Below are 20,221 nucleotides of genomic sequence, written 5' to 3' on the forward strand. Positions count from 1 at the left end.
CGACGGAGGACACCGGCGGCCTCGCTCTCACGGTAGACCCGGCATCCGGTGCGATGAGAAGGGGCTTGCGCACGCACGAATGACGTGCGCTGTTCCTGCCGTCACTCCGTGTCGACGGCCACGACCTCGATGAGAATCGCGCTCTGGGGCGGGAGCAGGGGCATCGGAAGGCCAAGTTCGCCCAGGACGCTGCCGGGCAGCACCGTCTCGCCGGCCACCCACCACGGCGGAGCGGCATCCGCGATGGGGAGGGACGGCTCGCCGATCTCGACGCGACGCACGCGATAGCTGCGCTCCGGCGCGAGCCCTGGTAGCCGCACGGGCGGGGGTGCGGCCGACGCCGTCGAGTCCAGTGCGACGAAGGCGTACAGGCCACGACGCGCCTCGGTGTCGACGACGCCATGCAGCAGCAGGCTGGGATCGGCGAGGTCACCGCGCACAACCGTGCCCGAGTGCAGCAGGGCGCGCTCCCGCTTGTACAGTGCGATCCACGAGGTAATGGACGCGCGTTCCTCAGGCCCGGCCTCGGCGAGATTCCACTCGATGCCGGCCGACCCGAAGAGCGCTGTGATCATCCGGAATGCGAGGGGGGAGGTGCGGCCGCTGGTGTGGGCACGGGCCGCCCCGAGGTGGCTGCCGACGTATTCGGGCGGCACGACCAGCGTCGTGTAACGCTGCACCCGCTGGCGCACGAGAGGGTCGTTGCTGTCACTGGCCCACACGCGTTCGACGCGCTCGAGAACGCCCAGGTCGATGCGTGCCCCACCGGATGCGCAGGACTCGATCTCCACATCCGGATGCGCGGACCGCACGGCGTCGAGCAGCCGGTAGAAGGCCGCCGTCTGGCGGTGCGCGTCACTGCGAAGCAGGTCGCGGTTGTGATCCCACTTCAGGTAGCGGATGGGGTACTCGGAGAGCAGTGCGTGCATGCGCTCGAAGACGTAGTCGAAGGCGTCGGCATCAGCGAGGTCGATCGTGTTCTGCCAGCGCCAGGTCGGGGATGGCGGGGTCTGCAACAGCCACTCGGGATGAGCACGCGCTGCCTCCGAGTCGCCGTTGATCATCTCGGGCTCCACCCACAGCCCGAAGTCCATGCCCGCGCGGGTGACCGACTCGATGAGTGGCGCCAAGCCGTGCGGCCAACGATCCTCGTCGACGAACCAGTCGCCGAGAGCCCGGCGATCGTCGCTGCGGCCACGGAACCAGCCGTCGTCGAGCACGAAGCGCTCCACGCCGACCTGTGCTGCCGCATCGATGAGCGGCTGTAAGCGAGGCAGCGACTGATCGAAGTACACCGCCTCCCAGGTGTTGAGCACGACGGGGCGTTCTGCCAGGGGAGCGCGCCGTGAACGCACCCACCGATGAAGCCGGTCGGAGATGCCGTCCAGACCGGCATCCGAGAACACGAGCACCGACCACGGACTCGTATGAACCTCGTTGGATCGCAGGTCGACTTCGCCCGGCGCGAGCAGTTCGCCGACGCCGATGACGGTGGGTCCGAGCGGGCTGCGCTCATACCAGTGCTGAGCGTCCCCGCTCCAGGCGAGGTGCGCCGCCCAGACCTCGCCGGTGCGGAAGTCGAAGCCCGGGGTTCCGGCAGCGAGGAGGAAAGGGCTGTCGTGCCCGGGGCGCCCGTGCCGCGATTCACGCGACCACGTTCCCATCCCCGGCAGCAGGTGCTGCGGAACCCGTTCACCTGCCCAGAGGCCGGTGAAGTCGAGAATCTGACGGGCACGGTCGGGAACGGGCGCCACCGCCGCTACACCGCCGACCCGAAGCACTTCGGCACCGACGTTCCGTACAAGGGAACGGATGCGCAGCACGCCCTCCGTCGACAGGCGCAGGTCGAGGACGACCTCGACCGCGGCGGTGGAGTCGGCGAGACGGATCCCGAGCTCATCCCCGCTGTGGTCGATGCCGACCACGTGAAGTGCCAGCTCCAGCGGCCGGTCGCGTGCGAAGAGGAACGCCGGGCGCCCGGTCCACCCTTCTGTGAGCGAGGGGAGAAGCGAGAGTCGTAGCGGCATGTCGATGGAGCTCGGCGCGATCGCCGGCACGGCGGCATCCGCAACTGCGGTGAGCGCGTTCGCATCGAGCTCGCCGAGATCCCGACCCCAGTGCAGGATCGCGGGAACCCCCGCGCCGCGAGCATCCACGAGAACACTGACGCCCGCGGCACGGAGGTGATAGAGCATCAGAGCTACTTCTTCACCGGGATCGACTGCGACTCGAGCGCGTCGATCGTCGAGGACTGTCCCTTCTGGAGCGCGTCGAAGAGCGTGCCCTGGCCGCTCGCGGCCGCCTTGAAGCCGTCGGAGACATCGGCGTAGGTCTGCGTCATGGTCGGACCCCAGACGAATTCGGGGTTCACCTGAGTCGCCGCCTGCTTGAACACGTCGTAGATCTTCTGACCGCCGTAGAAATCGACACCCTCCTGCAGTGAGGGAAGGTTCAGGCCGTCCGTCGTCGCAGGGTAGATGTTGGCCGACTTGTTGAGCGCCGTGAGCGCCTCGTCGGAGGTATTCAACCACAGGGCGAACTTGGCGGCCTCGTAGACGTGCTTCGAGCCCTTCAGCACGGCGATCGATGATCCACCCCAGTTGCCGGCTTTGGCTTCACCGGCGTTCCACTGCGGTGCGAGCGCGACCGACCACTTTCCGGTGGTGTCGGGGGCGCCGGAGGAGATGGAGTTGGCGCCCCACACGGCGGAGTTCCAGCTCCACACCTCGCCGGAGTTGTAGGCGTTGTTCCACTCGTCCGTCCACGCGGGGTAGGTCGAGACGAGGTCGTCGGCGATCAGCTCCTGCCAGTAGTCCGCGACCTTCTTGGAGGCATCGCCCGTGAGGTCGACGGTCCAGTTGTCGCCATCGTTGGCGAACCACTGGCCGTCGGCCTGCCAGACGAAGCCGGCGAACTGGTTGATGTCGGTCTGGGAGAAGTTGGTGATGTACCCGCCGAGCGCGCGGATCTTCGTGGCCGCCTCCTTGTACTCGTCCCACGTCGTCGGAACCGGGATGTTGTTGGCCGCGAACAGGTCGGACCGGTAGAACAGCGCCATGGGGCCGGAGTCCTGCGGCACGCCGTACACGCTCTTGTCGGAGCCGAGGGTCACCTGTCCCCAGGTCCACGGAACGAACTTGTCCTTGGCAGCCACGACATCCTTGCAGGAAGCGAGGTCGACGACGCCATCCTGTACGCGGAAGTTCGGCAGGGCGTCATACTCGATCTGCCCTAGGTCGGGCGCGTTACCGGCCTTGAGCTGGTTGAAGAAGTTCTTGTAGGTTCCGGCGTTGCCTGAGGGGCCGGTCTGTACCTTGACCTGGATGTCCGGGTTCTCGTCGTTCCACTTGGCGACGATGTCCTCGATACCGGGAATCCAGGAGGTGAAGGTGAGGTTGACTTTGCCTTTGCTCGGCGTGCAGTCCCCGGAGGCGGAGCCTGCGTCATTGCTCGCCGTCGAGCATCCGGCCAGTGCGAGCGTGCCGACGAGCGCGAGCGCTGCGAGGGCCTTTGCCTTGTGCTGCATACTGATCCTTTTCTTGGTGGGAACCACGCGGAATATCCGCGCGGCTGGGTGTTACTTCAGGGAGCCGGCTCCGAGCCCGCCCCGCCAGAAGCGCTGCAGGGCGAGGAAGGCGACGATGAGCGGAACGATGGAGAGCATCGCTCCGATGAGCACGTAGCTGCGCAGCTCGGGAAGCTGGTTCAGCTGGGTGTTCCAGGTGTAGAGGCCGAAGGTCACCGGGAAGAGCTCCTCGCTGCGCAGCATGATCAGCGGCAGGAAGAAGTTGTTCCAGATGGCCACGAATTGGAACAGGAAGACCGTCACGAGTGCGGGAGACATGAGGCGGATCGACACGGTGAAGAAGGTGCGCACCTCGCCTGACCCGTCGATGCGGCTGGCTTCGATCAGTTCGTCGGGCACGGATGCCGCGGCGAAGATGCGCGCGAGGTAGACGCCGAAGGGGCTGACGATGGATGGAAGGAAGACGGACCAGAAGGTGTCGGTGAGCCCGACCCTGCTGAACAGGAGGAACAGCGGCAGGGCCAGGGCGGTCGCGGGCACGAGCACGCCGCCGAGCACGACGTTGAAGATGAGCTCGCGCCCCGGAAAGCGGTACTTCGCCAGCGCGTAGCCGCACATCGCCGCGATGATCGTTCCGACCGCGCCGCCGAGACCGGCGTAGAGCAGGCTGTTGAGCAGCCAGCGCCAGTAGACACCGTCTCGGTAGGTCGACAGCGAGGCGATGTTCTCGAAGAGGTTGAACTTTCCGAACCACAGGCCAGGGGTTGTGAGCAGTTGACCGGGGGTCTTGGTCGATGCGACGAGCAGCCACCAGATGGGGATGAGGAAGTAGAGGGTGAACACCGCCATCACGATCATCGCGGCGGCGCGCGAGAGGAGGGGCTCGCGGGGGCCGCCGGCGCGGTTCGAGGGGCCCTTCGTTCCCACGACGGCGGGGGTGGCCAGGGTGGCGGTCATTCCGCATCCTTCCGCTGGGTGAACTTGAGGAACGCGAAGCTCAACACGAACGTCGCCAGGGCGAGAACGACCGACAGGGCGGCGGCCAGGTTCGGGTTCGGCACGGATGCGGTCGCGTAGATCGTCATGTTGGGCGTGTAGGTGCTCGTGACTGCCGAGGAGAACGAGGCGAACACCTGCGGCTCGGCGAGCAGCTGCAGCGTTCCGATGATGGAGAAGACCGCCGTGAGCAGGATGGCCGGGCGAACGAGGGGGATCTTGATCGAGAAGGCGATGCGCCAGTGACCGGCGCCGTCGATGCGGGCGGCCTCATAGATCTCAGTGGGGATGGAGAGCAGTGAGGAGTAGATGATGAGCATGTTGTAGCCCACATAGACCCAGGTCACGACGTTGGCGATCGACCAGAGCACGAGGTCTGCTCCGAGGAAGGGGATGTTGCTCGTGATCGCGGTGAACGGAGACAGGCGCGGGCTGAACATGAAGCCCCACATGATCGCCGCGATCACGCCCGGCACCGCGTACGGCACGAAGTAGGCGAGGCGGAAGAAGGGTTTCGCCTTGATGAGGGGCGAATCGAGCAGCAGCGCGAAGAGCAGTGCGAGGCCGAGCATGACGGGCACCTGAACGATGCCGAACAGCAGCACCCGGCCCACCGAACTCCAGAACGGTGCGTCCTGGAAGACGAGGGCGTACTGGGCGAGACCGCCGAAGACCTCGCTCGCCTTGCCGAACGTTCCGTCGCGCTTGACGACGAGCAATGACTGCCACACCGCCAGAAGGATGGGGATGAGGTAGAACAGCACGAACAGGATGCCGAAAGGCACGATGAAGGCCGCGATGGCGCCCTTGTGCCGTACGGGAAAGCGCCGCCGACGGGACCGGGGCGCGACTGGGGCGCGGGTATCACTGATGACGGGAGCGGTGGTCACGCCGTCTCCTCTCTGATGATGCGGATGCCGTAGCCCGGCACGGTCGTCGCGCCGTCGATGGCCGACGTGGTTACCAGGTCGTAGCCCCTCGTCGTCACGTCGACCGGGTCCGCGCCGTGGTTGATCACGAACAGGTAGCTCCTGCCGTCGCCGGTTCGGCGCATCACCTCGACGTCGGGTCCGGCTGCGGACTCGCGTCGAACGCCGGCGTCATCGACGATGCCTGCAACGAGGGACCGATACGCGGTGGTGGCGAGCCGTGTGGCGAGGTACCAGGCCGTTCCCTGGCCGAGCGCATTGCGTGTGATGGCGGGGATGCCGCCCGTCGGCCCGTCGGCGAAGGTGTCGATCACCTCGGCGGTGGTCACCGCGAGGTGTTCCGTCCACAGGCGCGCGGTCGCGCCTGAGGCGAGGGCGATCTGGTCTTCGGCGCGCAACGGTGCGAACTCCTGGACGCGCACTCCGAGCAGGTCGCGGAACGCTCCGGGATAGCCGCCCAGACGCACACGGTCGTCCTCGTCGACGATGCCGCTGTAGAAGGTCACGAGGGCGGTCGCCCCGCCGGCGACGGCCTCCTGCAGAGCGGCGGCCTGCGCGTCGGTCACGCTGTAGAGCGCGGGAACCACGATGAGGCGATACCCCGAGAGGTCGGCATCCGGATGCACCACGTCGATCGCGGCGCCGGACGCCCGAAGCGCGTCGTACGCGGCGTGAACCTGATCGAGGTATTCGACGGCATGGCTGGGCCTGTTGTCGGCATCCGTCGCCCACCATGCGTCCCAGCTGAACAGGATGGCGGTGTCGGCCACGGCCCGGGTGCCGGAGACCTCTCCGAGCCGGCCGAGGAGCTCGCCGAACTCGACCACTTCGCGCCAGACGTCGGAGTCGGTGCCCGCGTGCGGAAGCAGTGCCGAGTGGAACTTCTCGGCGCCCTGCGCCGAGGCGCGCCACTGGAAGAAGCAGATGCCATCGGCCCCACGCGCCAGGTGCTGCACGGCATTGCGGGTCATCTCGCCCCGCGCCTTGGCGATGTTGTGCGGCTGCCAGTTGACCGCGCTCGTCGAGGTTTCCATGAGCAGCCACGGCTCGCCGCCGGCGATGCCGCGCGTGAGGTCGGCGGCGAAGGCGAGTTCGGCGGTCGGGTCGGCGAGCCGGTTGTCGAGGTAGTGGTCGTTGGCCACCACGTCGACCTCCGGCGCCCACGAGAAGTAGTCCAGGTTGCGGATGTGGGCGGTCACCATGAAGTTGGTCGTGATCGGCGCGTCGCTGTGACGACGGATGATGTCGGCCTCGGCGCGGTAGTACCCCAGCAGTTCGTCGGAACTGAAACGGTGGAAGTCGAGCACCTGGCCCGGATTGCGCGTCGAGAGGGTGCGCATGGGCGTCAGGATCTCGCCCCAGTCGTCATACCGCTGGCTCCAGAAGCTCGTGCCCCACGCGCGGTTGAGGGCGTCCAGGCTGCCGTAGCGCGCCTGCAGCCAGCGCCGGAACGCCCCGGTGCTCTCGCTGCAGTGGCAGAGAGCGTTGTGGCATCCGAGTTCGTTGGAGACATGCCACAACTCGACGTTGGGGTTGTCGCCGTAGCGCTGGGCAACCTGCTCGACGAGGGCGAGCGCGTATCGCCGGAAGACCGGTGAAGACGGGCACCACGCCTGGCGCCCGCCAGGGAACCGCGTCGTGCCGTCGTCGGCGACGGGCAGAATCTCGGGGTGGAGCGTCGTGAGCCACGCCGGAGGCGAGGCGGTCGCGGTGCCCAGGTTCACGCGGATGCCGCCATCCGCCAGCAGCCGCATGATCGCGTCGAGCCCGGTGAAGTCGAACGAGCCCTTGCGCGGGTTGATCTGCGACCAGCCGAAGATGTTGATGGCCACGAGGTCGACGCCGGCCTGCTTCATCAGTCGCACGTCTTCGGGCCAGATCGACGGGTCCCACTGCTCCGGGTTGTAGTCGCACCCGAAGGCGATGCCCTCGTGCCGCCAGGCTCGGCGACCGGCGGGGTGCCCGGCGTACGGCATGTGCTCTCCGATGAGTTCGACGTTTTCTGTGAACGTGCACAGATCAGACAGCGACCACTCCGCGCTAAGAGTCTGTGAACGTGCACACACTACAGATGCCGTTGCGACGATGTCAAATGCTGCACGTCTTGAATGCGCCGGTACAGTGGTGCCATGTCGCCCCCGCCCCGCCGCAAGCGCGCGACCGTTCATGACGTCGCGGTCGAGGCGGGGGTCTCCCGCGGCACGGTCAGTCGGGTCGTCAACGGCGAGCGTTACGTCTCGGCAGAAGCGCGGCAGGCGATCGAGGCCGCCATCGTCAAGGTCGGCTACGTGCCGAACACGGCTGCGCGCAACCTCGTGATGCAGCGCACGCAGGCCATCGCCCTCATCGTGCACGAACCCGGTTCGCTCTTCGTGGAAGACCCCAACATCGGCGAGATCCTGCTGGGCGCCAATGCCGCCCTCTCGGACGCCGACTACCAGATGGCCAGCATCGTCGTGGACTCCGAACGCGACACCGAGCGGGTCGCGCGCTTTCTGCGTGGAGGCTTCGTCGATGGCGTCATCATGGTCTCGGCACGTACCAATGACCCTGTCACGCGGGTCATCGAGCAACTCGACCTGCCCGCGGTGTTCGTCGGTCACCCGCCAGGGCTGCGCGCAGCGTGGGTCGGCATCGACAACCGCGGGTCCGCCCGCGCCGTCACCGAGAGACTCGCGGCCACGGGACGCCGCACGATCGGGATGATCGCCGCGGCACTTGACCGTGATTCGGGGACCGACCGGCTGCAGGGCTACACCGATGCGCTGGGTGACCGCTTCAACGACGACCTCGTCGAGCCGGTGCCGCTGTACTCCTACTCCGCCGGCGTTGAGGGGATGCGCGCTCTGCTGGCGCGTCATCCCGACATCGACGGCGTCTTCGCCGCCTCGGATGCGGTCGCGGCAGGAGCGATCGAAGCGCTCCGCGAAGCGGGTCGGCGCATCCCCGACGACGTAGGCGTCGTGGGATTCGACGACAGCGCCTGGGCTCTGCGCACGCATCCGCTCCTTTCCACAGTGCGACAGCCCGCCGCCGGCCTGGGTCGGGCGGCTGCGGCGAGCGTGCTCGAGCAGGTGAACGGCGCCGATCCGGCGTTCGACGGCATCATGGTCGATACCGCGGTCGTGTGGAGGCACTCCGCCTAGGGGAGTGCCGGTCTCGAGGGAAGTCATGGATCAGGTGCTTTAGACTCTAAAGTAATTCGACCCTGAGGTTCTCATGACCACCATCGCCCTCTTCGGCGCCACCGGAAAGACCGGCCGGCGTGTTCTGAGCCGTGCCCTCGAGGCCGGCCACGACGTGCGCGCCCTCGTACGCGATCCCGCCAAGCTGGCGATGACGCACGAGCGACTCGCCGTCATCCGCGGTGACGTGCTCGACGCTGCGACGGTGGACGAAGTCGTCGCCGGATGCTCCGCGGTGCTGAGCCTGTTCGGCCAGGTTCCCGGCTCACCGCGAACCCTGCAGACCGACGGCACCCGCAACATCGTCGAGGCGATGAAGCGGCACGGTATTCGCCGTATCGTGACGCTCTCTGGCGGAGGCTTACGGGCAGACGGCAAGGATGAGCCGGGAATCGCCGACCACATCATCCGCTTCCTGCTGAAGACGCTCTCAGGACATGTGCTGGCCGACGCCGAGGGCCACCTTGCCGTCCTGCGCTCGAGCGGTCTCGACTGGACCGTCGTTCGCGCGCCGCGGCTGACGGAGGCTCCGGGCAAGGGCTCGTATCGGGTGGGCTGGGTGGGCGCAGGCTCCAGCACGAAGATCAGCCGAGACGACCTCGCCGCCTTCATCATGACCCAGGTCGAGGACACGGCCTTCGCGCAGCAGATGCCTTTCGTGAGTGAGTGATGGCCGTCGAGAGTCCGGGCACCGTTCAACACGACGGCGAAGGCCGCCGGGCCGAAGCGATCGGTGAGGTCATCGAGGGCGTCGCCGTGCTCGAGCGGGACCTGGCCGCAACGCGACGCGTGCCATTCGCGGGCCTGGTGCTGGGTCGGTCCCAACTCGAAGTGCTCTTCGCGCTCGCGCACGGCGGTGGGCCGATCACGCCCGGCGCGCTGGCAGCACGCCTGGGCGTCACGGCCGGCGCGATGACCCAGATCCTGGAGGCCCTGCAGGCGTTCGGCCTCGTGGACTCGGCTCCCAATCCGAACGACGCCCGCTCGCGGCACATCGTCCTCACAGCATCAGCCCGAGCGGAAGTGGTGCGCTTCGAGCGAGACTACGTGAAGGCGCTTTCGCCCCGCTTCGCCGTTCTCGACGACGGCGAACTCAGCACCCTCGCGCACCTGTTACGTCGATTGAAGGAGACACCATGGACTCATCCGCCGTCTTCGTGACCGGTGCCACCGGCATCGTCGGCTCGTCCGTCACCGAACACCTCCTCGCCCGTGGACAGCGCGTCGTCGCCGCGGTGCGCGGGGCAGCCGACGCCGGGCGCGTGCCGGTCGGCGCCGAGATCCGTCAGTTCGAGTTCGGATCGAGCGATGCCGAGCTCGATGCCGCGCTCCAGGGCTGCGATCGCCTCTTCCTGATGCGGCCGCCCGCCATCGAAGATGTGAAGACCTACCTCTTCCCCCTCGTCGATGCCGCCAAGAGGTGCGGCATCCGCCAGATCGTCTTCCTCTCCCTCCAAGGCGTTCAGGGCAATCGCAAGACGCCGCACTACGCCCTCGAGCAGTACCTGAAGACGACGGATGCGCCCTACACCTCGCTGCGGCCGAACTTCTTCATGCAGAACCTGTCCAGCACCTATCGCGACGACATCCGCGACCGTGATGAGATCTACCTGCCCGCAGGGCGCGCGCTCACGGCGCTCATCGACGCGCGTGACATCGGCCGGGTCGCGGCCGTCGTGCTCAGCCAGCCCGGACACCTGCGAAAGGCGTACACGCTCTCCGGCGAGCAGACCCTCGGGTATGGAAAGGTCGCCCGCATCCTCAGCGAGGTGCTCGGTCGCACCATCCGCTATGCGCGACCGAGCGAGAAGGAGTACCTCGCGCGACTCGCGGCAGAGGGTCGGCCGGCCGACTACGTCGAGGTGCAGAAGATGATCTACCGGGTCGTGCGCTTCAACATCTCGGCGCTGCCGAACCGTGCCGTGCGCAAGCTGACCGGACAGCCGGCGACGACGTTCCGGCAGTTCGCCCTCGACAACCGAGCCGTCTGGGAGCGCGGAGCATAACGCGCCTCGCTAAGTGTTCGGCCTGCCGACCCCGCTGGGACCCGGATGGTGTATGCGCACGGCGTCGACGACGAGCTGCAACAGGCGCATCGTCTGTTCGGAGTCACCCTCGGCCGCCGTCGCGAGGAAGACGCCCAGAAGCATCGCCGTGAGGTCGTCGGCACGCACGTCGTGCCGCAGCACGCCGGCCGTCCGCCCGGCCGAGAGGATTTTCTCGACGGCTCCCGTGATGCGTTGCCGGGTGGATGCCGTCACGATCGTGCCCGTGTTCAGTCCGGCGCGAAGAGGCTCGGCCAGCCCGCGTTTCGCGGCGACGAACCCCGCGTAGTGCTCCATCCAGGCGATGAGCGCGACCTCGGGCGACGCGTGCGCCAGCACGGTGTCGGCCTTCCGGACCACGTCGTCCAGTTCGGCTGCGTAGACCTCCTCGATGAGCGACTCGCGGGTCGGAAAGTGCCGATAGAGGGTTCCGATGCCCACGCCGGCCTCGCGGGCGATGTTCTCGAGCGCAATGGGTTCGCCGGCTCGAGCGAAAGCGTCGCGGGCGACCTCGACGAGCTTCTGACGGTTGCGCCGGGCGTCGCTGCGAAGGGGCCGGGCAGCATCCGCCTCGTGAGGTGAAGCACCGACGGCATGGTTCGGTTTCGGACTCAATCCGGAGACACCTCCGTTTCATGCTAGAGTTATACGGAGAAACCTCCGCTTCATCATGGTCTCACATGAACGACCGGAGTCGGGGCCTCAGTCGCCCCGTGGAGATGACGGAAGGAAGGCATCGATGACGCTGAATGCAGAAGAGCGCGCCAGGACGAGTAACGAATTGCGGGCGAACCTCGAGCTGAGCGGATTGACGGTCGACGAGGTGATGGCGGACGTGCAGTTCACGCCGCACCGGCTCGAGCGTTCCCTGAGCGTGGCAGAAGAGAGCGACCCCGTCGACGTCTGGGAGTTGAGGGACTACCTCGACCGGGTAATTCTGGACGCGGGCGGCCGACCCGCGCCGTACACGGTGCTGACGGCCGGCTCGCGGCTGCGCGCGCGGATGTGGTTCTCGCTCCGCACGCCCCCACGTCACGCGCCGCGCGTCGTCTGACCGACTACGAAGCGAGCATCCACACGAGAGCCAGGGCGTTCGCGACGGCCACGACGGCGGGGCCGAGCGTTTTCACCCGATCATGGATCAGGCCGCCGATGATGGCGTCGCCAGCCTGCACGATGATCATGGCGATCGCGACAGCGGATTGAAAGGCCACCGAGGCGGTGAAGACGGCTACGACGGCGACGACGAGCAGCGCCGCACTTCGCGCCAGGGCGTACAGAGAGGGAGCGCGCGTGTCTGTGGAAGCCGATCGTGCGCCGGCGAGGGCGTAGGCCCCGCTGACGAGTGCGCTGAGAAGTGTCACGACGGCGCAGACCCAGAACGACACGGAAGAGATGGGCACCGTTCCAGCCTAGGACCGAGGCGGCAGGGGCAGACACAGCGAAGGTGGCGTGCCCGTCGGGTGTCGCCGGCGTCTTCCGGTGCCGCGCCGGTCCGTGCCATCATTCGGTGATGCCCACTTCCCTCGATCCGCCTGAGAGCGGCGCGTGGCGGCCGGGCACTGTACGGGATGCCGCGGGCGGCATCGTCGCCCTGACCATCGCCACCTTCCTCGCCGTGACGACGGAGATGGTGCCGGTGGGCCTGCTCCCACTGATCGGCAAGGGTCTCGAGGTCTCGGAGCCGACGGCGGGGCTGCTGGTGACCGTGTACGCGTTCATGGTGGCCGCGCTCGCCGTGCCGCTGACACTGTGGACGGCGCGGCTGCCGCGCAAAGGCATGCTGCTCGGCACGCTCATCGCCTACACGGTGAGCAACGCGATCGTCTGGCTGGCACCCGACTTCGCGCTCGTTGCCGTGGGCCGCGCAGTGGGCGGCCTCTCACACGCGCTGTTCTTCTCCCTCAGCATCGGCTACGCGGCCCGGCTGGTTCAGCCGGCATTCACGGGCCGGGCGCTCGCGCTCGTCACGGCCGGAGCATCCGCCGGCTTCGTGCTCGGGGTTCCGCTGTCGACCTCGCTCGGCACGGCACTCGGATGGCGCAACGCCTTTCTCGTGCTCGCGGTCGTATGCGCACTCACGGTCGTGCTCGTCGCGCTTCTTTTGCCGGCCGTACCCGGCGGGGGCGGCATCGCGGAAGACGAGGGCCGCGGAGTGCGCCGAGGCCGCCTGGCGCTCGTGAGCGCCACGAACGCCGTCGTCTACCTCGGGCAGAACTGCGTCTACACCTATGTCTCAGTGCTTCTTCTCGCCGCCGGGCTCGCTGCGGCCGGTGTCGGGCCCGTGCTGCTCGGCATCGGCGCCCTCGGCCTGCTCGGAACCTGGTTCGCCGGAGTGTGGCTCGACCGCAGACCGCGGCTGACCGTGCTCATCGTGCTCAGCACCGTCGTTGTCGGGCTCCTCCTGTTGGGCTTCGTCTTTCCCGCCCTCATCGCGGTGCTGGTGGCCGGTGCCCTGTGGGGCGCTGGATTCGGTGGAGTCGCATCCGTCTTCCAAACGGCCGCCATCCGTACGCAGGGCGCATCGCCCGACATCGTTGGAGCACTGGTCAACGCGACGGCGAACATCGGCATCGGCGGGGGAGCGGCGCTCGGAGGCGCGGTGCTCGCCGGTTTCGGACTGGGCTGGCTGCCGTTCGTCGGCGCCGCGCTCGTTCTTGTGGGGATCGTCGCGGTGCTGGTGGGCAAAAGGGCTTTCCCGGCGGCGCCGTAGCCGGGTCAGTCGGCTGCGGCCGGTGACGGATCGGTCGCCTTCTTCGACTTCTGCCACGGCCAGTAACCCGTGATCTCGAGCTCGAGCGAGAAGCTCAGGAAGGTACGGATGAGCACGATGATGCCGAGCACGGCGACACTCTCGAGTGTTGGAGTGACGGCGACCGTGCGGATGATGTCTGCCGCCACCAGGAATTCCAGGCCGAGAAGGATGGAGCGGCCGAGGCGGCGGCGGAAGGCCGTGTAGCGATCCTTGCCGGCTTGGGGGCGGATGAGAGCCGAGACCAGGGCAACGACGGCGCCCACGACGATGGCGGCGACCCCGAGCGCGTCGATGACCTTGCCGATGCCCTCGATGACGGATGCGAAGTCCACGGTTCAACTATGGACGTGCGCTGGCCTCTGACGGCGGCGACAGACCGCGAGCGGCGGAAGAGCCCGTCGTCACACCCCCGCCGTCACACCACGCCGTTGAGGATGAGGCGTTCAGCGAGGGTCCATGTCGTCGTCGTGGCGAGGTAGATGCCCGCCGCCAGCGGCAGGAACAGTGCGAACACCGCGGTCAGGAGTGGTGCATAGCTCAGGGCGGCCGCCACGCGGGAGCTTGCGGGGTCGGTAGCGCTACCCCGAGTGGTCGCGGCCTGTGGCAGGCCCAGAAAGCGTCGACTGAGCAGAGCCACCGCGACGAGTACGGCGAGGAGAGCCGCGAATGCCGTGATGGTCGGCCATCCGAGGGCTCCACCTGCCACGGCTCCCGCGAACGATGAGCCGAGCGGCACACCGTTCAGAGTGCCCGTCAGCAGTGCATTCGCGTGTCCACTGATGACCGGATGGCTGAAGAGACCGTAGATGAGGCTGATCACCGGCGCCTGCGCCAGCAGGGGCAGGCATCCGGCGAGGGGAGACGCGTTCTCCGCGCTGTAGAGTTCGGCGAGCTTGCGCCGCAACTCATCGGGACGGGTGCCGTAGCGCCTGCGCAGTTCGGCGATACGCGGGGCCAGTCGCGTGCGGATGCGCGCGGCACGCGCCTGCGAGACGCCGACCGGAATGAGGGCGGTGCGCACGATGATCGTCACGAGGACGATCGCGAGCGCCGCGCTCGCCGTGCCGGCGAGGGGCACGAGGGTGTTGCTGAGTTGCAGCACGACGCGGTAGGCCGCATCGAGCACGGCCGCGATGGGGCCGAAGTCGTAGATGTTCATGGGTGTCCTCTGGGTCGATGCGGATGTGGTCGTGTGACCGCGCACCGATGAGGTGCCTTGCGCGCCCGAGGGCGAAGGCTCAGCGTGTGGCGATCAGCGTGCCGCGCCCGGCGCCCGAGGACGCGAGTGTCCGGGCGCGTCAGGGTCGACCTGCGCCGAGAGCGGCGTCAGCGTGGCGGGCGCAGCCGTTCGCACAGGCGCGACGGCCGTCGCCGCCGCCGTCGAGGAGACGAGCCGAGCCGCGGCCGCAGCGATCGCGCAGACGGCCAGCAGCAGGGTGGCCGCCGCGAGCGTCGAGCCCTCGCCCGCCGCGGCCGTCGGCGCGGCCAGCGAGGGCAGAACGAGGGCGAAGCCGATGAGCACGCGGAGCCTTCCGTGAGGATTCTTCGAGGCTACTGGCGACACAATCGATGCGCCAGAGTCCGCTCCGGTTCTTCGGCCGTGTGCGATCGGATTCGATCCTTGTGGAGCGGTCAGCGGCATCCGCTGACACAGCGCACGTCAGGGCCGTCTGGGGGCGGCGAGCCGCCATTAGGCTGAGCGCGTGCTTCTCTCCGACCACGACATCCGGGCCGACATCGCCGCCGACCGCATCCAGCTCTCGCCCTACGACGACGCCATGGTGCAGCCCTCGAGCATCGACGTGCGCCTGGACCGGTACTTCCGCCTGTTCGACAACCACAAGTACCCGTTCATCGACCCTGCCGAAGACCAGCCCGACCTCACGCACCTCGTCGAGGTGGGGGCGGACGAGCCGTTCATCCTGCATCCCGGCGAATTCGCGCTGGGCTCGACGTTCGAGGCCGTCGGGCTGCCCGACGACATCGCCGCGCGGCTCGAGGGCAAGAGCTCGCTCGGCCGGCTGGGTCTGCTCACGCATTCGACGGCGGGGTTCATCGACCCCGGATTCTCGGGGCACGTGACGCTCGAGCTCTCGAACGTCGCAACCCTGCCCATCAAGCTGTGGCCCGGCATGAAGATCGGCCAGATGTGCTTCTTCCGGCTCACGTCGCCGGCAGACAAGCCCTACGGCTCGGCCGAGTACAGCTCGCGCTATCAGGGCCAGCGCGGCCCCACCGCATCCCGCTCGTTCCTCAACTTCCACCGCACCGACGTGACGGTGACGGATGCGGGTCGCGCCGGCGCCTGACCCGCTGGGGCCACCGACCCGCCGTTCCCTGAGCCTGTCGAAGGGAACGACCACGCTGGGTCGCCGCGCTTCGACAAGCTCAGCGAACGATGGTCGGGTTCTGCACGACGTCGCGGTACCGGAGATGCTGTTCCCTGAGCCTGTCGAAGGGAACGGACCACGCTGGGTCGCCGCGCTTGGGCAGGCTCAGCGAACGGGGGTCGAGTTCCGCACGACGTGGCGGTACCCGAGATGCTGTTCCCTGAGCCTGTCGAAGGGAACCGACCACGCAGAAATGGTGGGTGCGCCAGCCTGCGCACCCACCATTTCTCCGTTCTCAGCGAGCCCGCACCCGCAGAAACTGCGTTCTCGGTGCGGGCGTGCGCCTTACTTGCTCGTGCGCGCCGTGCGGTTCTCGGCGCTGACCATCCAGGCGTACTGCTCGAGCCGCTCGATGATGGCGTGCAGCACGTCGGCGCTCGTCGGGTCCTCTTCGTCGACGTCGTCGTGCACGCGCCGCATCGTTCCGACGGTCGCCTCCAGGCGCTGGGTGATGAGGTCGACGGTCGCTGCGGTGTCAACCTCTCCGGAGGGGAACTCCGGCAGCGTCGTGGTGGCCGCCACGGTGTCGCTGCGTCCGTCGGGGGTCGCGTGCAGCGCGCGCAACCGCTCGGCGACGGTGTCGCTGAACTCGCGAGCGGCATCGATGATCTCGTCGAGCTGCAGATGCAGGTCGCGGAAGTTCTTGCCGACGACGTTCCAGTGCGCCTGCTTGCCCTGAAGGTGCAGCTCGATGAGGTCGACGAGCACCTCCTGCAGGTTGTCGGTCAGCTGCTTCGAGGCCTTGAAGCCCTTCTCGGCGTTCTGCCGGCGGGTCGGCTTGGCGCCGGCATCCTTCGGAGCCTGGGTCGTACGGTCGATGGTGGTCGTCATGTCGTTTCCTTTCTCCTCGCGGAACGTTACTCTGCGCGCATCCGGCCCGCTGAGGGTGGCGCCGACGACGCCCGTGCGCTAGTGGTGCCCGCAACGTGGCGGTAATGCGCGGTCGGTACACTCGGCGCATGTTCCCCGAACGCGCCTCCGCCTTCACGAGCGCCCTCATCGCGAACGGCCCGACAGCGGACTACCCCGCCCTCATGCGCCCGTTCGCCCGTCTCGTGGGTTCATGGGACGTTCGCGGCAGTCGTCTGGATGCCGCATCCGGCGAGTGGCGCGATCGGCACTTCACCTGGGTGGTCGCCTACATCCTCGAGGGTCGCGCGGTGCAGGACCTCGAGGTCGTCGAGGGGCCCGGCGGAGTAGCCGAGACGGTCGCGACCGCCGTTCGCGTCTACGACCCGGATGCCGGGCTCTGGCGGGTGAGCTTCTTCGCGCCGCGCACGGGCGAGTTCTGCCACCTCGTGGCGACGAGCCACCGCAACGGCATCCGGCAGGACGGCTCGCAGACCGACGAGCGGCCGATCCGCTGGAACTTCAGCGAGATCACCGACGACCGCTACGTGTGGGAGGGGTGGGTCTCCGATGACGGCGGCCAGACGTTCACCCTCACAGAGCGCAACGTCGGCACCCGACTGGCCTGAGCCCGGGCTAAACGCAGGATGAGCGGCACGGCGAGCCGCTGGCAGCCCTGCCGGGGCGCTGGTCCTGCAGAATCCCAGCTCGCCGGCCGGCAAGCATCAGCCCAACTGCTGCTGTCGGGCCTTCACGGGAATGAGCAGCGCCAGTCCGAGCGCCAGCACGACGACGATGCCCAGGATGCCCCAGTACTGCTCTCCGCCGATGGTGATGAACACGCTCCACATCGTCGGCGCCAGGAACGTCGCCGCACGTCCGGTCGTCGCATAGAGCCCGAACACCTCGCCCTCGCGGCCCCGGGGAATCAGGCGCGCCAGGAAGGTGCGGCTGGCCGACTGAGCCGGTCCCACGAAGAGGCACAGCACCAGGCCGAAGACCCAGAAGGCGGTCGTGCCCGCGTCGTGCAGGATGAACACGAGCGACCCGGCGATCACGAGGCCGATCAGCGAGGTGAGGATGACCGGCTTCGGCCCGATGCGGTCATCGAGCACTCCGACGCTGATGGTGGAGATGCCCGCCACGACGTTGGCGGCGATGGCGAACACGATCACGTCGCCGGCCGAGAAGCCGAACGTTCCCGCGGCGAGCACGCCGCCGAACGTGAACACGCCCGTGAGGCCGTCACGGAAGATCGCGCTTGCGAGCAGGAAGTAGACCGTCTGGCGGCTCGTCTTCCAGAGCCGCGCGATGTCGCCGGCCAGCACGGCGTACGACCGGAAGAAGCCGACCTTCTGCCGGCGCTGCTCCGCGGGAACACGGTTCTCGGGCACCGCGAACAACACCGGAAGCGCGAAGAGGGCGAACCAGACCGCAGCGATCACCATCGACACGCGCACCGAGAGGCCGCCCTCGTCGGTCACCCCGAAGAGACCGACATCGGGCTTGATGAAGCCGAAGTACACGATGAGCAGCAGCACGATGCCGCCGAGATAGCCCATCCCCCATCCGAAGCCGCTCACCCGGCCGACGGATGCCGGCGTCGAGACCTGCGCGAGCATGGCGTTGTAATTGACGCCGGCCACCTCGAAGAAGACCGTTCCCACCGCGAGCAGCGCGATGCCGGCGAGCAGGTAGTCGGGGCTGGACTGGATGAAGAACATGGCAGCGAGGCACGCGACCACCACGGCGGTGTTCACCGCGAGCCACAACTTGCGCCGCCCGGAGGCGTCCGTTCGCTGGCCCGTGACGGGAGCGATGAGCAGTACGACGATGCCGGCGGCGCCGAGTCCCCAGCCGAGCAAGGCGGATGGGTCGCCGGGACCCCCCTCGAATGCCTTGCCGGTGATGTAGACGGTGAAGACGAAGGTCGTCGCCACGGCGTTGAACGCCGACGAGCCCCAATCCCAGAGGGCCCAGGCGAGGGTGCGACCGCGCCCCGTTATGGTGGGCGTTTCGGCTACGGCGCTCGTCATAGCGATCAGAGTAGTGGCCGTCGGCGAACAGCCGGGGATGCCGGGAACGGAATACTCTGTGGCAGACTTGAGGATGCCTCGAGAGGTTGGAGAACGCATGCGGGTTCGCGCGATGGTGGCAGCGGCGTTCGCGAGCGTGCTCGCTGTCGGGATGGCGATCAGCGGCGCGAGCGCGGCATTCGCAGACAGCACCGAGGTGACCGTGGGTGATTACCCTCACGGCGTCGTCGTGTCTCCCGACGGCTCGCGCGTCTACGCCGTCGCCGCGGTTCCCGGTGGACAGCCGGGCCGCCTCATCGCCGTCGACACCGCAACCGACAGCGTGGTCGGAGAGGCCGCGGTCGGCGTGGAACCGTTCGGCGTGACGGTGTCGGCCGACGGGGCCACGATCTACGTCGCCAACATCAACAGCAGCAGCATCTCGGTGATCGACGCAGCGACGCTGACGGTCACCGCCACCTGGCCGGTCGCCGGCGGCCCGTTCGGCATCACCGTCGACCCGACCGGCAGCACCGTCTACACCTCGCTGCGCAACGCGAACAGCGTCGCCGCCGTCGACGCCACGACGGGCGCCGTCGTGACCGTCTTCCCGACGGGAGGGTTACCGGCGGGCGTGGCCCTCGATTCGGCAGCCGGCCTGCTCTACGTTGCCGAGAGCGGCGGAAGCACCGTGCGTCGTATCGACCTCGCCGCAGGCACATCGACCGCGCTCGCCACGTTCGCCGGCGCCTCCCCGTACTTCTTGGAGCTGAGCCCGACAGGGGACGAGGTCTGGGTGTCGCCCTACATCGGCGGTGACATCGCCGTCATCGACACGGCGACCTTCACCGTCAGCTCACTCATCCCGGTCCCTGGAAACGCGCGCGGCATCGTGTTCACCGACGACGGTCGGGCGTACGTGAATCTGTCGGACCAGTCCAGCGTGGCCGTGATCGACAGGTCCTCGAACACCGTGCTCGGCACGACCCCGGTCGGCAACGGCCCGGAGGCCCTCGCGCTCGCCCCCGACGGTCTGCACGCGTGGAGCGCCAACCTCTTCGGCGGATCGATCTCCCTCGTCGGCCCCGCGATCGTCACGGGCGCCGCTGACACGACGGTTGTCGAGGGATCGCAGGCGACGTTCACCGCGACCGCACGTGCGACGGTCGACGCAGTGCGCTGGCAGTCCAGCACGGACAACGGAACGACCTGGACCGACGTTCCCGGCGCAACCGCCGTCACCCTCACGATTCAGGCGACTCTCGCCGACAACGGCACGCTCTTCCGTCTGGTGGCCACGAGCGACCTGTTCGGCGACGAGGTCGTCTCCGAGCCGGCCACGCTGACCGTCTCGGCGCTCCCGCCGACCACGACCGCATCCGGCCTCGCCGCGACGGGCACGGATGCCGGGCCCGCCCTTCTGCTCGCCGTCCTCGGCATCGCGGCAGGCGCGCTTGCATTGCTCGGCCGCCGACGCGGGCAGGTGAAGAGTTGATCGGTGACACGACGGTGACGGCTCCCACCGGCGCCG

The 20,221-nt window shown here is 68.1% G+C and carries 21 protein-coding genes; 9 read left to right on the forward strand and 12 right to left on the reverse strand.

Annotated elements, in window-relative coordinates:
* Window positions 1-101: 101 nt before the first annotated feature.
* The 5 genes from WDJ51_RS13405 to WDJ51_RS13425 are packed head-to-tail and all read right to left on the reverse strand — an operon-like array spanning window position 102 to window position 7,427.
* Complete coding sequence (locus WDJ51_RS13405; protein ID WP_337852965.1) at window positions 102-2,195, reverse strand: alpha-galactosidase; 2,094 nt, start codon at window positions 2,193-2,195, stop codon at window positions 102-104.
* 5 nt (window positions 2,196-2,200) lie between these two features.
* The gene (locus WDJ51_RS13410) at window positions 2,201-3,526 is read right to left on the reverse strand and encodes an ABC transporter substrate-binding protein (protein ID WP_337852966.1); all 1,326 of its coding nucleotides are present in this window, start codon (window positions 3,524-3,526) and stop codon (window positions 2,201-2,203) included.
* Between the two features lie 51 nt (window positions 3,527-3,577).
* Window positions 3,578-4,483 carry a carbohydrate ABC transporter permease gene (locus WDJ51_RS13415; RefSeq protein ID WP_337852967.1) on the reverse strand — a complete coding sequence of 302 codons (906 nt, stop codon included), beginning with the start codon at window positions 4,481-4,483 and terminating at the stop codon, window positions 3,578-3,580.
* Complete coding sequence (locus tag WDJ51_RS13420) at window positions 4,480-5,412, reverse strand: carbohydrate ABC transporter permease (protein ID WP_443218499.1); 933 nt, start codon at window positions 5,410-5,412, stop codon at window positions 4,480-4,482. The genes WDJ51_RS13415 and WDJ51_RS13420 overlap by 4 nt, the downstream gene beginning before the upstream one ends.
* Window positions 5,409-7,427 (reverse strand): beta-galactosidase, encoded by a 2,019-nt coding sequence (locus tag WDJ51_RS13425; RefSeq protein WP_337852968.1) that lies wholly within the window; start codon window positions 7,425-7,427, stop codon window positions 5,409-5,411. Before WDJ51_RS13425 ends, WDJ51_RS13420 begins: the two co-directional genes overlap by 4 nt.
* Window positions 7,428-7,580: 153 nt before the next feature.
* On the opposite strand from WDJ51_RS13425, the gene WDJ51_RS13430 reads away from it, so the two are divergent.
* The 4 genes from WDJ51_RS13430 (at window position 7,581) to WDJ51_RS13445 (ending at window position 10,642) form a co-directional block, all read left to right on the forward strand.
* Entirely contained in the window at window positions 7,581-8,597 is a 1,017-nt protein-coding gene (locus WDJ51_RS13430; RefSeq protein WP_337852969.1) for a LacI family DNA-binding transcriptional regulator, read from the forward strand.
* 73 nt (window positions 8,598-8,670) lie between these two features.
* The gene (locus WDJ51_RS13435) at window positions 8,671-9,306 is read left to right on the forward strand and encodes an NAD(P)-dependent oxidoreductase (protein WP_337852970.1); all 636 of its coding nucleotides are present in this window, start codon (window positions 8,671-8,673) and stop codon (window positions 9,304-9,306) included.
* Window positions 9,306-9,797 carry a MarR family winged helix-turn-helix transcriptional regulator gene (locus tag WDJ51_RS13440; RefSeq protein ID WP_337853072.1) on the forward strand — a complete coding sequence of 164 codons (492 nt, stop codon included), beginning with the start codon at window positions 9,306-9,308 and terminating at the stop codon, window positions 9,795-9,797. The genes WDJ51_RS13435 and WDJ51_RS13440 overlap by 1 nt, the downstream gene beginning before the upstream one ends.
* A complete protein-coding gene (locus WDJ51_RS13445; RefSeq protein ID WP_337852971.1) occupies window positions 9,773-10,642 on the forward strand; it encodes an SDR family oxidoreductase in 870 nt (289 codons plus the stop codon). The genes WDJ51_RS13440 and WDJ51_RS13445 overlap by 25 nt, the downstream gene beginning before the upstream one ends.
* A 9-nt stretch (window positions 10,643-10,651) precedes the next feature.
* On the opposite strand, the gene WDJ51_RS13450 is transcribed toward WDJ51_RS13445, so the two are convergent.
* On the reverse strand, window positions 10,652-11,296 hold the full coding sequence (locus WDJ51_RS13450) for a TetR/AcrR family transcriptional regulator (protein WP_337852972.1): 645 nt from the start codon (window positions 11,294-11,296) through the stop codon (window positions 10,652-10,654).
* 124 nt (window positions 11,297-11,420) lie between these two features.
* Here WDJ51_RS13450 and WDJ51_RS13455 point away from each other — a divergent pair, with 124 nt between their 5' ends.
* Window positions 11,421-11,735, forward strand: coding sequence for a DUF2316 family protein (locus WDJ51_RS13455; RefSeq protein WP_337852973.1), 315 nt, complete (start codon window positions 11,421-11,423; stop codon window positions 11,733-11,735).
* Between the two features lie 4 nt (window positions 11,736-11,739).
* On the opposite strand, the gene WDJ51_RS13460 is transcribed toward WDJ51_RS13455, so the two are convergent.
* A complete protein-coding gene (locus WDJ51_RS13460; protein WP_337852974.1) occupies window positions 11,740-12,084 on the reverse strand; it encodes a hypothetical protein in 345 nt (114 codons plus the stop codon).
* A 110-nt stretch (window positions 12,085-12,194) separates the two neighbouring features.
* On the opposite strand from WDJ51_RS13460, the gene WDJ51_RS13465 reads away from it, so the two are divergent.
* On the forward strand, window positions 12,195-13,394 hold the full coding sequence (locus WDJ51_RS13465) for an MFS transporter (RefSeq protein WP_337852975.1): 1,200 nt from the start codon (window positions 12,195-12,197) through the stop codon (window positions 13,392-13,394).
* 5 nt (window positions 13,395-13,399) lie between these two features.
* Here the strand turns inward: WDJ51_RS13465 and WDJ51_RS13470 are convergent, their stop codons facing one another.
* From WDJ51_RS13470 to WDJ51_RS13480, 3 genes are all read right to left on the reverse strand, one after another.
* Window positions 13,400-13,768, reverse strand: coding sequence for a DUF1622 domain-containing protein (locus tag WDJ51_RS13470; RefSeq protein ID WP_337852976.1), 369 nt, complete (start codon window positions 13,766-13,768; stop codon window positions 13,400-13,402).
* An 83-nt stretch (window positions 13,769-13,851) separates the two neighbouring features.
* Window positions 13,852-14,595 carry a YidC/Oxa1 family membrane protein insertase gene (locus WDJ51_RS13475; protein WP_337852977.1) on the reverse strand — a complete coding sequence of 248 codons (744 nt, stop codon included), beginning with the start codon at window positions 14,593-14,595 and terminating at the stop codon, window positions 13,852-13,854.
* 93 nt (window positions 14,596-14,688) lie between these two features.
* Window positions 14,689-14,958 carry a DUF6412 domain-containing protein gene (locus WDJ51_RS13480; protein WP_337852978.1) on the reverse strand — a complete coding sequence of 90 codons (270 nt, stop codon included), beginning with the start codon at window positions 14,956-14,958 and terminating at the stop codon, window positions 14,689-14,691.
* A 181-nt stretch (window positions 14,959-15,139) separates the two neighbouring features.
* Between WDJ51_RS13480 and dcd the strand changes: the two genes are divergently transcribed.
* Window positions 15,140-15,745, forward strand: coding sequence for a dCTP deaminase (dcd, locus tag WDJ51_RS13485; RefSeq protein WP_337852979.1), 606 nt, complete (start codon window positions 15,140-15,142; stop codon window positions 15,743-15,745).
* A 366-nt stretch (window positions 15,746-16,111) separates the two neighbouring features.
* On the opposite strand, the gene WDJ51_RS13490 is transcribed toward dcd, so the two are convergent.
* A complete protein-coding gene (locus tag WDJ51_RS13490) occupies window positions 16,112-16,657 on the reverse strand; it encodes a Dps family protein (RefSeq protein WP_337852980.1) in 546 nt (181 codons plus the stop codon).
* A 128-nt stretch (window positions 16,658-16,785) separates the two neighbouring features.
* On the opposite strand from WDJ51_RS13490, the gene WDJ51_RS13495 reads away from it, so the two are divergent.
* Window positions 16,786-17,304, forward strand: a complete 519-nt coding sequence (locus tag WDJ51_RS13495; RefSeq protein WP_337852981.1) for a hypothetical protein — start codon at window positions 16,786-16,788, stop codon at window positions 17,302-17,304.
* Window positions 17,305-17,400: 96 nt separating this feature from the next.
* Here the strand turns inward: WDJ51_RS13495 and WDJ51_RS13500 are convergent, their stop codons facing one another.
* A complete protein-coding gene (locus WDJ51_RS13500) occupies window positions 17,401-18,711 on the reverse strand; it encodes an MFS transporter (protein WP_337852982.1) in 1,311 nt (436 codons plus the stop codon).
* Window positions 18,712-18,808: 97 nt separating this feature from the next.
* On the opposite strand from WDJ51_RS13500, the gene WDJ51_RS13505 reads away from it, so the two are divergent.
* A complete protein-coding gene (locus WDJ51_RS13505; RefSeq protein ID WP_337852983.1) occupies window positions 18,809-20,185 on the forward strand; it encodes a YVTN family beta-propeller repeat protein in 1,377 nt (458 codons plus the stop codon).
* Window positions 20,186-20,221: the final 36 nt, after the last annotated feature.

This window comes from Rathayibacter sp. YIM 133350, from assembly GCF_037404875.1.
In the GTDB taxonomy this organism is placed as follows: Bacteria; Actinomycetota; Actinomycetes; order Actinomycetales; family Microbacteriaceae; genus Orlajensenia.

Excerpts from the sequence above, each read along its gene's own strand:
- WDJ51_RS13405 (WP_337852965.1), bottom strand. The coding sequence starts at position 2,195 with ATGCTCTATCACCTCCGTGCCGCGGGCGTCAGTGTTCTCGTGGATGCT.
- WDJ51_RS13410 (WP_337852966.1), bottom strand. The coding sequence starts at position 3,526 with ATGCAGCACAAGGCAAAGGCCCTCGCAGCGCTCGCGCTCGTCGGCACG.
- WDJ51_RS13415 (WP_337852967.1), bottom strand. The coding sequence starts at position 4,483 with ATGACCGCCACCCTGGCCACCCCCGCCGTCGTGGGAACGAAGGGCCCC.
- WDJ51_RS13425 (WP_337852968.1), bottom strand. The coding sequence starts at position 7,427 with ATGCCGTACGCCGGGCACCCCGCCGGTCGCCGAGCCTGGCGGCACGAG.
- WDJ51_RS13430 (WP_337852969.1), top strand. The coding sequence starts at position 7,581 with ATGTCGCCCCCGCCCCGCCGCAAGCGCGCGACCGTTCATGACGTCGCG.
- WDJ51_RS13435 (WP_337852970.1), top strand. The coding sequence starts at position 8,671 with ATGACCACCATCGCCCTCTTCGGCGCCACCGGAAAGACCGGCCGGCGT.
- WDJ51_RS13440 (WP_337853072.1), top strand. The coding sequence starts at position 9,306 with ATGGCCGTCGAGAGTCCGGGCACCGTTCAACACGACGGCGAAGGCCGC.
- WDJ51_RS13445 (WP_337852971.1), top strand. The coding sequence starts at position 9,773 with ATGGACTCATCCGCCGTCTTCGTGACCGGTGCCACCGGCATCGTCGGC.
- WDJ51_RS13455 (WP_337852973.1), top strand. The coding sequence starts at position 11,421 with ATGACGCTGAATGCAGAAGAGCGCGCCAGGACGAGTAACGAATTGCGG.
- WDJ51_RS13465 (WP_337852975.1), top strand. The coding sequence starts at position 12,195 with ATGCCCACTTCCCTCGATCCGCCTGAGAGCGGCGCGTGGCGGCCGGGC.
- WDJ51_RS13475 (WP_337852977.1), bottom strand. The coding sequence starts at position 14,595 with ATGAACATCTACGACTTCGGCCCCATCGCGGCCGTGCTCGATGCGGCC.
- WDJ51_RS13490 (WP_337852980.1), bottom strand. The coding sequence starts at position 16,657 with ATGACGACCACCATCGACCGTACGACCCAGGCTCCGAAGGATGCCGGC.
- WDJ51_RS13495 (WP_337852981.1), top strand. The coding sequence starts at position 16,786 with ATGTTCCCCGAACGCGCCTCCGCCTTCACGAGCGCCCTCATCGCGAAC.
- WDJ51_RS13500 (WP_337852982.1), bottom strand. The coding sequence starts at position 18,711 with ATGACGAGCGCCGTAGCCGAAACGCCCACCATAACGGGGCGCGGTCGC.
- WDJ51_RS13505 (WP_337852983.1), top strand. The coding sequence starts at position 18,809 with ATGCGGGTTCGCGCGATGGTGGCAGCGGCGTTCGCGAGCGTGCTCGCT.